Raw genomic sequence first — 13,233 nt, forward strand, 5'->3', positions numbered from 1 at the left:
TTTGTGGACGTGGTCTCGATGTCGCCTGACCCTATAGGGCAGTTCTACGACCTGATCACGGGAATTTTCACCAGGCTCACGGGCTACCTTCCGAACGCCCTCGTGTTCCTCGCTGTCGCTGTGATCGGCTACCTGGTAGGTTACTTCTTGAAAGTCGTAGTTAGTCTAGCGATCGACTTCTACGTGAAGTGGAAAATGAGGAAGTACCCCTTGTTCAACAGGCTGTACGAGAGCGGCGGTAGCGTGGGCAGTTTCATAGGGTGGCTGCTGTTCTCGGTAGTCATCACCTACAGCATCTACTACGGGCTACTCGTCTCCGGGAGCCAGCACCCGCTAGTTGTCGGCTCGGAGGCCGTGATGCTCGCGATCAGCCGAGTCCTCGCCGGCCTACTCGTCATCGTGACCCTGATCACCGTCCTCGTCGGCGCTTACTCGGTAGCATCGTGGGTTGTCAGCAGGGTTCAGACAAAGTACGGGGTTCTGGCGCAGATCGTCTTGTACACCGGGATGTTCTTCATCGCCGTACCAATAGTCGGGTTGGGCGTGGACGTCGCGGGAGGCGGTACTGTAGTCTTGGACTCTTTCCAGACGTATCTCCCCCTAGCGCTGCTACTAGCCACGGTGACCATTGCGGGGTCCTTTCTCGCACTACTCTTGAGCGACTACGTAGCGTCGTACACGGAGTGGAGAGGCGAGATCAAGACTTCCGTGACGCTGGCCCTCAAGGTTCTCGTCACGCTCCTATCCTTATCGGCCGGAGTCTACCTGGCGAGTTCGTCTTACCCTGTTCTCGCCACTATATCCGACGTCATCACCAGGGTAGCCGTCTCGCTTACCATAGCGGCTGTGGGCTTGGTCTTCTCCGTGTTTGTCAAGAGCAAGATCTCGGCGCTCAAAGGCGCCACATCGATACCCCTCGAGTTGGCGGAGGTCTACGCGGTGGTGCCGGTCATAGTCGCGTTTATCGTGGTAGCACTAGACTTCCTAGGTATTAAGGCAGAGGTCGTTATGGCAGTCACCGTAGGGTCTATACTCCTGCTCTTTGGACTCACCCTCACAAACTGGGTCTACAACCTACTCGTCAAGGAAGGCGTACCGACAGAGCTCTCCCTGCTCTTCACGTCGCTGACCACCCTACTATTCGCAGCCCTCTCTGCCGCGGCCTACCTCGCCATCTTCCCTGAGGCCGCCAAGACCGTGGGGCTAGTGGCAATCGCCGTAGGGCTAGCCATAGTCGGCGTCACGGCGGTCTACTACCTGAGGAGGCGGTGAACAAGAGGATAGGTAGGTTGCCCGACCAAGTAGTTAGGCCGCCTGGAAGCCCTCAAGCTGTCTCTCGTTAGACCTGGCCGGCCGTCTTCATGTCCGTGTAGCCTTTGGTCTCGCACTTCAAGCACTCGACTCTCAGCTCACCCTCGCTAGACTCGTCGATAATGATCTCGGGTGGCTCGCCGATCAGGTTGTGCTTCATCGCTAGCATGTCCTGGTAAGCGCCGGTGTCCAGGAAGGCGATGTAGTAGTCCTCCCCGCTCGAGGGCAGGTGTAGCGGTATGCCCCCCAGCTTCACCTTAACGCCAGGCACAGCCATTAGTCTACTGTCCATGCCTGTAAAGGCCTGCCTCTTGTCGTAGACCCTCGAGACATAGGAGTAGTACTCCCTGTACTCCCCCATACTGTCGCACGTCAAGTCGCTCAGCGATGCTAGTACGTGGGGCTTCTCGTTCAAGCGTGTGAGGGGCACCACCTGGAAGTACTGGTTGACTATCGTCTTGTCAGGTATATCGGCGAAAAGGCTGTAGGAGACGATGAACCTCTTACTCGGCGAGGTCACGATCTTGAACAGGGTCGGGTACTTGAGGACCTCGCTCAACTCCAAGGGGCCGTCGACCACCATCCTCACCACTTTCGAAACAACGCTGTTTATCATCCTGGCTCTCGTGGTCTCAATGATATGCTTGGCCCGTATACCCCACTCCTCCTTACCCTCCATCTTGGCAAGCACCTCTCTGAACTCGACCAGGCTTCTCTCAAGCTCCTTCATGTCCCTCGCTCTCTCGATAAAGTCCAAGTCCAGGCTCTCCTCGTACTCCTCTGGGCCGTACTCCCTAGTCTCGAGCACCTTGGCAACTACGACCCTGTGAGCGCTGGTTATGATGCGCCCGTTCTCGAAGACGAGGTCTGGGTGTCTCTTGCTCTTCCTGAACGCGCTTAGTACAGCTTTGAAGTAGTCCCTTACCGTGTAGTTGGGGGACTCGTGAGACCCGTCTCTCAAATCCAAGTACGGGTACGCCATGCCTCCGCCCAGGTCTATGACGTTCAAGTTCTCGAAGCCCAACTCGCGTAAGTCCTCTAGTATGCTGACAGCCTCGTGCGCCAGCCTGGCCACCGCCTTTATGTCCGTTATCTGCGACCCCCCGTGTACGTGTATTGTGGTCAACGCCTTCTTCAAGAACGGGAAGTCCTTGACCATCATCATTAGGTGGTTTAGCGTCATCCCGAACTTCGACGCGAAGCCCATCGTGAAGCTCCACTTGCTGCCTGTACGAGTCATAGGCTTCAGCCTGACGCCGACCTCGATAGAGTCGAGGAACCTCCCAGCCAGCTCTGCCTCTCTCTCGCTCTCGATGGTGAGTATGACCCGCCAGCCCCTCTCGGCATGCTTCTTCAGAGCCTCGAGCTCCTCGCTGGTCTTGAAGCCGTCTACTACGAGGACGCCCGTCTCCTCGCTAAGGTACTTCTCGATGCTCTTCAGCTCCTGGAGAGTCCCTACCTCAAAGCCCCAGCTGTAGCGGCGCCCGTGCCTCCAAATCGTCTCGACGACCACAGGGTTGGCGTCTACCTTCAGCGGGTAGACGGGTATGAGCCTCCCTCTGTACTGGGCCTCCTCTGAGGCCTCCAGGTAGGCCCTCACAACCTGGTCCATTGCCCAGCGGATCGCGGGGAGTACACGAACGTAGGCGTTTGACAACCCGTACTTCTTCATGAGGTCGAGTAGCCTGGCTCTATAACCGTTGACTTTTACCACAAGAAAGCCCTCGTCGTCGACGTCGATGAATTCCTGTCTCATGTAGTTATTCAATCCGTATAGCTCCCTGGCCAGCTCAACGCTCCACTCGCTATCTGACATCTCTCAGGGGTTCCCCTCCCAGCCGCCAAAACCCCACGTGCTTTATCAACCACTACGTATGTTAGACTAGTTTATAAAGATGACCCGATTGTAATACTGGGATATTACCGGGTCTACTAATTAATCAGTATGCTAGCCTGGATCACTATAGTGGTGCCTCGCTTTGGAGGAGCGTGTGAGAGCGTACGTGCTGAACGTCGAAAAGGCGATAAACACTCTCAGCAGTATGAGCCTAGACGAGGAGTCCCGGGGGATAGTCGAGCTCGCGAGGACGTACCTGAGCGACTCAAAGTACTACCTCGAGAAGGGTGACGTGTTCACGAGCCTGGCTTGTATAGCGTATGCCGAGGGTCTCCTAGACGCCCTGAAGAGGCTCGGCAAGGCCAGCTTCGAGTGGGAGCCATTATCCAAGCTGCTGGCGAGGCCCAAGGTACTCGTAGCAGGCGCCTTCGAGATACTGCACCCTGGTCATCTCCACTTACTGAAGAAGGCCTGGGAGCTGGGTAGAGTCCACGTTGTAGTCGCGAGGGACAGTAGTATAAGAAGAATTAAGGGGAGAGAGCCGGTGGTACCCGAGCAACAGAGACTGGAGGTAGTCAGCGCGGTCAAGTACGTGGACACGGCCGTCCTCGGAGACGAGGAGGACTTCCTCAAGCCCGTCGAGCACATAAAACCCGACATAATACTACTAGGGCCCGACCAGTGGATAACACCAGAAAAATTAAAAAACGAAATTCGAAAGAGGGGCTTATTTGACATAGAAATACTCAAGCTTCCCGAAAGAATTGGCGGGGAACTCTACAGCACAAGAGGTATAATAAAAAGAGTTTGCCAAATACAACGTTCTAGTAATATTTTGTAATACTACACCACCTGTGTGGTAAAATTTAATATCTCTCAGTCCGTGATAATGGCTTTGGCGGTCAGGCTATGAAGAGATTTTTAGCTACTCTAGAGGAGATAATCGATAACTTGATATCTTCAAAGCAGCAGGTTGATACCAAAGAAATTGAAAAGTTCGTCGAAGTTTTACTGAAAGCTAACAAGATCTACACCTACGGGGCTGGGAGATCAGGACTTATAGCCAAGGCTTTCGCGCAAAGATTGATGCATCTAGGGTTTAAATCGTACGTGATCGGAGAGACTATAAATCCTAGTGTTGAGAGCGGAGACGCGATCGTTATTGTATCAGGTAGTGGTGAGACCACATCCTCGGTTTGTATAGGGAAAAAAGCAAAGGAGGTTGGAGCCATACTTGTTGTTATAACTGCTCATCCAGAGAGTAGTCTGGGGAAAATTGCCGACCTGGTCGTAAAGGTGCCTGGGAAGACGAAGATCATTGAAAGAGAGAGCCTTGCCCCCTTTACAACACTGTTTGACATAACAGCTATGGCTGTATTAGATTCGGTGGCATCTGAGTTGATGGAGAAGATAGGGGCTACAGAGGAAACAATAGCTAAGAAGCACGCAAATGTCGAGTAGGGTGTTAGAAATGAGGATTTACCTTGACAGTATTAACCCCGAAGAGATCAAGTGGGCAGTAGAAAACAGGCTAGTATATGGCGTTACGATGAACCCATTTTTGCTTAAAGGCGTCGATATAAAGAAAAGGTCGTTCATCGAACTTATAACGGAGCTCGAGCCGTTAGTGGAAAATGAATTTCATGTCCAGGTCCCTGGAACAAACGCAGACGAGCTGGTAAAGAACGCGCTAAGAGTTTTCTCCATCAACGAGAAAAAAATGATTATAAAAATACCCGCCACAGAAGAAGGGATCTTGGCCGCTAGTATCCTTAAAGGAAGAGGTGTAAGAGTTACTCTCACCGCAGTTACTACTGTGGACCAAGCAGTGGTTGCCAACCAAATAGGGGTAGACTATATCGCACCTTTCGTCACGAGGGTTTACGAGCTAGGGGGTGATGGCATAAGCCTAATTAAGCAAATTGCCAGCATCTATAAACTAAATAATTCAGCTACTAGGATCATAGCTGCCAGCATTAGAAGTAGGGAACAAATAGTGAGAGCCTTTTTAGTAGGTGCTGATGCCGTCACTGTAAAGTTTGACCTCTTAAGAAAAATCCTTAAAAGCAAGAAAACATTGGAAATAGTCGAGGAAATGAATAATATATGGAGAAATATTGTTTTTTAAACAAAAATGGTCTTACTTAACATACCTTAGACCTCTCGACAAGGCTGTCGCTGCCCCTATTAAGATCACACCCGTTATTATTTGTTGTATGTAGTACTCTGTATAGCCTAGCAATATGAGTATATTGCTTATTAGTGTTAAGAGGGCAGCCCCAAAGAACGCCCCGAGAGGATGCCCTTCACCACCTGTCAAGAGTATGCCTCCCAGTACGCAGGAGGCAATCGCACTCAGTTCGTTGCCCCTCGCCGTCCACGGGTCTACAGCTAGACCGGACATTCCTATAATAAGGACACCACCAAGTCCATACATTAGACCGGCGATGGTGAACACCATGAATTTCACTAGGTCTGCCCGAACCCCCGATAGCCTTAATGCTTCCTCGTTGCTACCCATAGCATAAATGTATCTTCCTAAGATGGAGTATTGAAGCATTATATACACCGCTATCTCAACGATCACAATTACAAGGAAACCTAGTGGTATTACATCAGCAATAGAGTAAGTGAATATATCCCAGGGCGTTAAACCGTATATTAGCTTCCCTCCACTGATGAAGAGATCCACTGCTCTCCATATAGCAAGACCAGCCAGAGTTGCGACAAACGAAAATATCTTCAGCTTTGTTACGAGCACCCCGTTAATCGCACCAATGACTAACCCCATCGCTAGAGCCGCCAGTACTGCCAATGAAAAATTCTTTGTCAATATGTATATTAGGGCAGCTAACATTGCAGTGAAGCCCTGTGCAGATCCTGGAGAAAGGTCGACACCACCTGTCAATATGACAAGCATCTCCCCAGTTGCTATAGCGGCTAGAGGAGTAAGTTGCATAAGTAGAATTTTCACATTTGTTAAGGTGAGGAACTTTTCTGGAACCATTATGCTTCCTATGATGATGAGCAGGAATATTGGAAGTATTGGCCTAAGGATCTCTCTACCATATATCTCGCTAAGGATTTTCATAAGATATTCGGTGGATCCTTTCCGCAATCGGCTACACCTTCATTTACAACATTTTAATCAACACTTCGCGATTTAAGTTCTCGTTCTTTAAAATGTTTTTGACTCTCCCGTCATGAAGTATCATGATCCTATCACTCACTCCAAGCGCCTCGTCCACATCGCTGGTTAGCCAAATCACCGAGATCCCCCTGTCTCTGACCATGTTGTACACTAGCCTTCTAATCTCGTGCTTTGAACCAACATCAATTCCGATCGTTGGTTCGTCTAGTATTAAAATTTTAGGGTTTGCCAATAGTGCCCTACTTAGCAAAACCTTTTGCTGGTTACCGCCGCTCAATTTCAAAACCCTGTCAAGCAACGTCGCAAACACTAAGTTTAAAGATTTTGAGACTTTCATTGAATCGTTCAACTCGGATTTACCGTCTATTATGAATAAACGCGAGTATTTGTCTAACGAAGAGATAGTCATGTTATGAAGAATAGGCCTACTCAGGAAAAGACCTTCGTTTCTCCTGTCCTCAGGCAAGTAAACTATACCATACCTCTTAGCGTCGACAGGCGATTTTATTATTACAGGCCTCCCCTCAATATAGATAGTGCCGGATTCTATATATTGAAGGCCGACAAGGCTTTTCCCAAGCTCAGTTTTTCCAGAGCCCAGCAATCCTAAAACCGCTAGTATCTCGCCTTTATACAGATCGAAGCTAATATTCTTCAACCTCACCTCTACAGGTTTAAGAGGATTTGTAGACATATTTCTCACAGACAAGAGTACAGCACCCTCCCCGGCAGGTTGCGTTGTCGAGCTCTTTATATAGTAGAACTCCGACAGATCAGAACCGATCATCAATCTTATAACCTCTTCCCGGGAAAGCTTGCTTGCCGGAAAAGTACCCAGTTTAACGCCATTCCGCAATATTGATATCTTGTCGCAAATTTCGAAGGCTTCTTCCACACGGTGAGTAATGAAGATTATGCTAATACCATTCTCCTTTAGCCTTCTCATAACCTTGAATAAATGTTCTATCTCTTCTCTACTTAAGGGACTCGTAGGCTCGTCGAGCAACAATAGCTTGGCATTCATAGTTAAAGACGCGGCTATTTGCGTCAATGTCTTTTCAGAAGCTCTTAGGTCCTTTACTTTCTCGTTGAGATCTATCCTTACACCTAGGGACTCAAATACGCTCTTGACCTTATCGGTATACACCCGCTTGTTAAAAGGTGTAATAACTGACCATGAAGACATTTCTCCTAATAACTCTACATTTTCCAGCACCGTTAGAGACGGTAAGACCGTTAGTTCCTGGTGAACGAGCACGATGCCGTGCTTTCTAGACTCGCGTGGGCTTTTAAACGATACCTCTCTGCCTTCGAATGTTATTTTTCCTTTATCAGGAGATATTATTCCTGCTATTATTTTTAGTAGTGTGGATTTACCAGCACCGTTCTGGCCTAGCAGGCAGTGAATCTCGCAAGGATATAGGTCTAAGTCGATGTTGTCAAGTGCTTTAACCCCGGGAAAAGATTTCGAAATACCTCTTAGCTCGAGAATTGGAGCGTCTTTACACCTCAGCGTATGGATCTCCCACCATATTCACGTTCACGTTAATTTCTATATACGTAGTGTTAAAAAATTTATGTGCATTTGATAAACACACGTAAATGTTTATATACTTAGCATGTATAAGAACTTTTGTAAAGGGGAGAAGTATGAGAGGTATATCTAAATACGCAATAGTTGGAATAATCATAGCAGTTGTAGCGATCGCGGGGGTTGGTGCCTGGTATTACACAACTTACACGGCTACCCCTAAGAAGTTGACCATATACTTCTTCGATCCAGCCCCTGGAAACCCGTGGTGGGACTTGGTACCCCATGGCATTGAGATGGCCATAAAGGACGTGCAGTCCCAGAAAGGTGTAACCATCGAGTACAAGAGGTTTGACGCTACCACGCTTGATCAGCAAATTTCACAGTTGCAAAATGCGATCAGCTTGAGACCAAACGTAGCTATAGTGGGACCAATCTCGGATGCTGTACAAGATATCTTAAAGCAACTTAGACAAGCAGGCACTATAGTCATCCTAGTTGATAGAGACGTCCCCGACCAGACAGCGAGGGACCTCTACCTCGGCACCAACAACCGGTACGCAGCTAAGTTTGTCGCAGAAAACTTCTTAAAGTCTCTCCAAGAAAGGGGCGTTAACCCACCCTATAACGTGATAATATTTAAGGGTCTACCGGGTATCCCTACAAGCTACCTGCGGTACCAAGGGTTCATGGACGCTCTTAAACCTCTGGTCGATCAAGGTAAGGTCAAAATCCTGGCCGAAGTAGAGGTAGACCCAGACAACTTCCAGGAATGCTATTCGAAGGCACAGACTATTGTGGCATCTTATGGGGCCCAAGCTACCGTATGGTTTGCAACGAACAACCTACAAGCCATGGCCATAGTCAAGGCGCTACAAGACGCGGGATACAAACCTGGGCAGGATAAATACGTATGCGGCTTCGACGCACAGCCATCCGATTGGTTGAACATGATTAAACAAGGCGTAGTGTCCATGAGCGTTACACAGACCCCGCACCTAATGGGTTACTGGGGAGTTTGGGCTGGCTACGCAATCTGGTCGAAGCAGGTCAATTTACCACCTAAGGCGTACGTTAACACACCGATCTACAGTGTGTTACCGTGCAACGCTACAGTCGTTGCCAACAAGATCGATTACCTAACCGTCGGGTACAACGAGCTATCGACTCTGCTAAATCAGCTAACACCGAGCAACCCAGGAATACAAGCCCCATCCTACTACGCCGAGCCCTGTTAACAAGGATTATAACTTCCATAATGCATTTTTTATTTCAAGAAACCCTCCCGGTGGAAGGGTTTTGGTTGAAGTCGTAGGGTTGGGCGAAGTTTGTATTGATTGGACTGTTAAAGTAAAAAGGTTCCCCGAGACAGACGAGAAAATCTATATCGAGGATAAGCAGATCTTCCCGGGCGGGGTAACAGCAAACTTTACAGTTGGATTAGCTAGGCTGGGAGTGAATGTAGCATTTGTGGGTGGTGTGGGAGAAGATGATTTCGGGAGGTTTCTTATTAAGGCTCTCGAAAAGGAGGGTGTTGACACATCGTTATTACTCGTGAGGAGAGATGCGAGAACACCTGTAAACATAATAGTGGTAAATGAGAAAGGGGAGAAACAAGCATATATGGATCCTTTCCTTAAGCTGAATGTACCCGATTTTCATGAGATCCGAGACGGCTTAGAGAAAATGTTAAGCGAGGCGAAAGTATTACACACCTCGGCCATCAAAATTCAACCCTCGCTTGAGGCCGCCAAGATCGCAAAAAAGAAAAAAGCAGCTGTGACCTTCGACCTCGAAAAGCACGTAGCAATAGAGTACGGTCTAGAAGGATTAAAACCATTGCTAGAGAACGTTGATATCTTGATGCCAAACAAGGAAGGACTCAAGACTTTGACCAAAAAGGAGTCATTAGTTGAAGCAGCTAAAGAAATGCTAAAGTATGGACCCAGGGTCGTAGTCGTTACTAGAGGTGAAAAAGGTAGCCTAATAGTTCACGAAAATGGCGTTATTGAAACCCCCGCATTCCCGATCAATCCCGTGGATACAACCGGTGCTGGAGATGCTTTTAATGCTGGATTTGTGTATGCGTACTTTTTGAGGCAACTCGATTTAAAAGACGCGGCTATAGTGGCCAACGCGGTCGCAGCTCTCAAATGCCTTAAATTAGGTGCCCAGACCGGAATGCCTCGTTTACATGAATTGAGGGAGTTCTTGCAAAAACGCGGTCTCCAATTAAATTTATAAGAAATTCGCCAACTTTCGAACATTTATGAACTCGAGAAGTGCTGATCAAGCTTCTCTGATGGACTCCGAGTATGGAGTGTCAGGAGATACTGTTGTTTTACTCTTACTATTGCTTGTGATTTCTCTTTCGATATCCTCGGCTAGCGTACTTGTTTTACTCTCAGGTCTTAGCGCAAGCTCGGCGGCTTTCTGGCGACTTTTTATCGCCACGGTGTTCCTGTTGCTCTCGAGAAGGGGGTTTGTTAGACCCAGGAACCCCAGAGCTCTCGCGGTCTCGACGGTCTCAGGTGTTTGCCTGGGGCTGCACTTCGCCTTGTGGATGGAGAGCCTGTTCCTCGTACCAGTCTTCGAGAGCACGCTGCTGGTCGACACTTATCCTCTTCTATTGCTCGTGATGGAGAGGCTAGCCCTTGGAGGCCAGGTCAGGGCTAGGGAGGTGGTCGGCCTCCTGTCCGGTGCAGCGTTCCTGTACCTCTTCTTGGGCGGCCCCGGCCTCAAACCATCGGAGGGAGACGTCTACGCTATGACATCGAGCCTCTTCGTCGCTTCGTACTTCCTACTCGGTAGAGTCGCGAGGTCCAGGTTCGGCCTCAGTACAGTAGAGTACGTGATACCCACATACGCCACGGCCTCTCTCACCGCGCTCCTCTACAGCCTGGTGAAGGGCTCTTTCCAGGTAATAGACACGCCTCACAGAATCCTGTTCGCTCTACTCCTGGCCCTGGTGCCGATGATCGGCGGTCACACGCTCATGAACTACCTGCTCGGGTTCTTCAAGTCGAACATCGTAACGAGCATAGTCTTCACAGAGCCGATCGGGGCCTCGATCCTCGCGTACTTAGTGTTGGGCCAGGTGTTAGAGCCGTACAAGGTCTTACTAGGGCTGGGCGTGATCGCGAGCGTTATGTTGGTGTGGGTGTGACGTCCTACTACTCCAGCTCCTCGACTCTCAGCCCGAGTAGCTCCCCGGCTAGTGACAGCTCGTTGGACCAGTCTCCTAGTACTAGCGCGTAGTGGTTACCAATGCTCTCCCTGACGATCCTCTCAGCCCCCTTCATCTCTAGTAGCACTTGCGTCCTACACATATCGCCCCGCCAAGACCACTGCTTGACCCTCCCAACGCCCACCCTGAGGGTCTCGAGGTCGGGGGTGAGCCTGTACACGGTCACCTCGGCCCCGACTGGGTAGTCGACGCTGACTCCCACGCCGAGACCTGACTCGAAGTGCGTCATCAGCCTGAACGAGGAGACCAGGGGGGCTGTACAGTGAGCTATTAGCACCACGTCTCTCCTCACTACCGCCGGGTTCCCCATGAAGACAGGCTGCCTGGTCACGAGCTCGCCGAGCGCCATGGACAAGAGTAGCGGGACATCCCCCTCGCAGGCCGCAGGAAATAGCCGGGTGTTGAATAGCGCCATTGGTAGACAGGCCGTGACCCTCCTAAGCGTGATCAGGTCGAAGCACTTTACGGTCAACCCGCATAGACCGTGCCTCTTGGCGAGACTCTCGAGGGCGGTGTAGAGGCGGAGGGCTTTCTCGACCTCGACGCTGTCCACGAGCACTTCTCTCGCCTCTTTCAACACGGACTCTCCGGGTGGAGGCGGCGACGCGTCGAACTCCTTCAAAAGCTCCTCCATGGGTATGTAGACGACCTCGGAGCCCAGCTTTTTCTTGACCACCTCGGGGTCGACGCGGCTGTAGACGAGCCAGGGGCTGACACCCCCGATGACGCCGAGCCTGCAACCCCTCAGGGTGTTCACGCCCTCGACGACCCTCACAATTCTCTCGACGAGCCCGGCGGCGTCCTCGGGGCCCCTGTACTCGCCGAGCCTGACCCTCCTTCCACGCCTCCTGAGGAGAGCCGCGGCTTCGAGCGTGGCCGGGAGACTGTTGTAGGCGTAGTGGTAGAGTACGTACGTTAGCTGGCACCTCTCGCCGAGGGCCACGATGAGCTCTTCAGTGCCGCCCGTGGCCACCACCACAACGCCTACGTCGCAGTCGGTCAGCCTGCTAACATGCTCTGTCTCCGTGACCAGCCCGGCAAACAGGCCCCCGAGCCCCCTCGACGCGAGTCCCTGCTCCACGTCCCTCGAGAGGCGCGAGCCGAACTCCAGCCCCAGCTTAGAGGAGGCGACAAATACTTTGATCACGAGGCCCCTCCCCGAGCCTTAAAAGTCTCCTTCGTGCCTGAGAGATAAATACCTTATCACGCCTATGATGCGCAGTCAAATCAGGGTTATTGCTCATACAGTACTACCACTGCATAGATGGGGGTTCTGACGTAAGGCGAAAATGTAATATCCTTTTCCAATTTATGTTAACAGGTGACCCAAAGTGGACCTCTACGAAGTACTCGCGTCCCTAGTCTCAGGGCTGATAGTCGGCTTCTCTCTAGGACTGGTAGGGGGAGGGGGGTCCATCCTCGCTGTTCCGCTACTACTCTACTTCGTTGGGCTCGAGAACTCCCCCGACGCGGCGCACGTGGCGATAGGCACGACAGCTCTTGCTGTGGGTGTTAACGCCTACGTCAACTCCTACATACATCTAAGGAAGAGAAACGTCTCGCCTTGTATAGGCCTCGTGTTCGCCGGGGTTGGTTTGTTCGGCTCTCTGACGGGCGCCTACCTGGGGAGGATCACGCCGGGGAGGAGCTTGTTGACGTACTTCGCTATAGCGATGATCACGCTCGGTGTTTACATGGCCGCGAGGAGGGAGTCCCCGAGGGCTGGGACTATCCACGAGGTCGACAGGGTGGTCAAGGCGTTCGAGGAGTGCCGGGTGATAACGAAGGCTACGACCATCAAGGTAGGGTTTTTCGGCTTCCTCGTAGGGCTGCTCAGCGGGTACTTCGGGATCGGGGGAGGCTTCCTAATAGTCCCAAGCCTGATGTTCTCGGCCGGTCTCTGCATAACCAGGGCCATCGGTACGAGCCTGATAAGCGTCGGCACGTTCGGCGTAGCCAGCGGGGTCGAGTACGCGTTAACCGGCCACGTTATACCCAGCATAGCCTTCCTTTACGTTCTAGGTGGTGTGGTCGGGGGCTACCTCGGTACAAACCTCTCGGTCAAGGCCCCTAGAGATAAGCTGAGGGTTATATACGGTCTCATCACCGTGTCTGTGGGGTTTTACATGCTTGCCAAGGTACAAGGCTTGATATGA

Annotated in this window: 12 protein-coding genes; 8 read left to right on the top strand and 4 right to left on the bottom strand. The window is 51.0% G+C overall.

From position 1 onward, the window contains the following. The first annotated feature begins 9 nt into the window (after positions 1-9). Complete coding sequence (locus WLZ34_RS00405) at positions 10-1,272, top strand: hypothetical protein (RefSeq protein WP_434731425.1); 1,263 nt, start codon at positions 10-12, stop codon at positions 1,270-1,272. Between the two features lie 67 nt (positions 1,273-1,339). Here the strand turns inward: WLZ34_RS00405 and WLZ34_RS00410 are convergent, their stop codons facing one another. Beyond that, positions 1,340-3,127, bottom strand: a complete 1,788-nt coding sequence (locus WLZ34_RS00410; protein ID WP_434731426.1) for a decarboxylase — start codon at positions 3,125-3,127, stop codon at positions 1,340-1,342. 163 nt (positions 3,128-3,290) lie between these two features. Here WLZ34_RS00410 and WLZ34_RS00415 point away from each other — a divergent pair, with 163 nt between their 5' ends. The 3 genes from WLZ34_RS00415 (at position 3,291) to WLZ34_RS00425 (ending at position 5,276) form a co-directional block, all read left to right on the top strand. Continuing rightward, positions 3,291-3,989 carry a DUF357 domain-containing protein gene (locus WLZ34_RS00415; RefSeq protein WP_434731427.1) on the top strand — a complete coding sequence of 233 codons (699 nt, stop codon included), beginning with the start codon at positions 3,291-3,293 and terminating at the stop codon, positions 3,987-3,989. A 68-nt stretch (positions 3,990-4,057) separates the two neighbouring features. Next, positions 4,058-4,609 carry a 6-phospho-3-hexuloisomerase gene (gene hxlB / locus WLZ34_RS00420; protein ID WP_434731428.1) on the top strand — a complete coding sequence of 184 codons (552 nt, stop codon included), beginning with the start codon at positions 4,058-4,060 and terminating at the stop codon, positions 4,607-4,609. Positions 4,610-4,619: 10 nt separating this feature from the next. Further along, positions 4,620-5,276 (top strand): transaldolase family protein, encoded by a 657-nt coding sequence (locus WLZ34_RS00425; RefSeq protein ID WP_434731429.1) that lies wholly within the window; start codon positions 4,620-4,622, stop codon positions 5,274-5,276. Positions 5,277-5,288: 12 nt separating this feature from the next. Here WLZ34_RS00425 and WLZ34_RS00430 read toward each other — a convergent pair whose 3' ends face one another. Then, the gene (locus tag WLZ34_RS00430; protein ID WP_434731430.1) at positions 5,289-6,266 is read right to left on the bottom strand and encodes an ABC transporter permease; all 978 of its coding nucleotides are present in this window, start codon (positions 6,264-6,266) and stop codon (positions 5,289-5,291) included. A gap of 16 nt (positions 6,267-6,282) precedes the next feature. Continuing rightward, positions 6,283-7,833, bottom strand: coding sequence for a sugar ABC transporter ATP-binding protein (locus WLZ34_RS00435; RefSeq protein WP_434731973.1), 1,551 nt, complete (start codon positions 7,831-7,833; stop codon positions 6,283-6,285). A gap of 116 nt (positions 7,834-7,949) precedes the next feature. Between WLZ34_RS00435 and WLZ34_RS00440 the strand changes: the two genes are divergently transcribed. From WLZ34_RS00440 to WLZ34_RS00450, 3 genes are all read left to right on the top strand, one after another. Next, positions 7,950-9,068 carry a sugar ABC transporter substrate-binding protein gene (locus WLZ34_RS00440; protein WP_434731431.1) on the top strand — a complete coding sequence of 373 codons (1,119 nt, stop codon included), beginning with the start codon at positions 7,950-7,952 and terminating at the stop codon, positions 9,066-9,068. Between the two features lie 61 nt (positions 9,069-9,129). Next, positions 9,130-10,074, top strand: a complete 945-nt coding sequence (locus WLZ34_RS00445; RefSeq protein ID WP_434731432.1) for a carbohydrate kinase family protein — start codon at positions 9,130-9,132, stop codon at positions 10,072-10,074. Between the two features lie 58 nt (positions 10,075-10,132). Then, complete coding sequence (locus WLZ34_RS00450; RefSeq protein WP_434731433.1) at positions 10,133-10,996, top strand: DMT family transporter; 864 nt, start codon at positions 10,133-10,135, stop codon at positions 10,994-10,996. 7 nt (positions 10,997-11,003) lie between these two features. On the opposite strand, the gene WLZ34_RS00455 is transcribed toward WLZ34_RS00450, so the two are convergent. Then, positions 11,004-12,224, bottom strand: a complete 1,221-nt coding sequence (locus tag WLZ34_RS00455; RefSeq protein WP_434731434.1) for a hypothetical protein — start codon at positions 12,222-12,224, stop codon at positions 11,004-11,006. A 184-nt stretch (positions 12,225-12,408) separates the two neighbouring features. On the opposite strand from WLZ34_RS00455, the gene WLZ34_RS00460 reads away from it, so the two are divergent. Beyond that, the gene (locus tag WLZ34_RS00460) at positions 12,409-13,233 is read left to right on the top strand and encodes a sulfite exporter TauE/SafE family protein (RefSeq protein WP_434731435.1); all 825 of its coding nucleotides are present in this window, start codon (positions 12,409-12,411) and stop codon (positions 13,231-13,233) included.

The sequence above is a fragment of the Thermogladius sp. KZ2Tp1 genome (assembly GCF_051131135.1).
Taxonomy (GTDB): domain Archaea; phylum Thermoproteota; class Thermoprotei_A; order Sulfolobales; family Desulfurococcaceae; genus Thermogladius.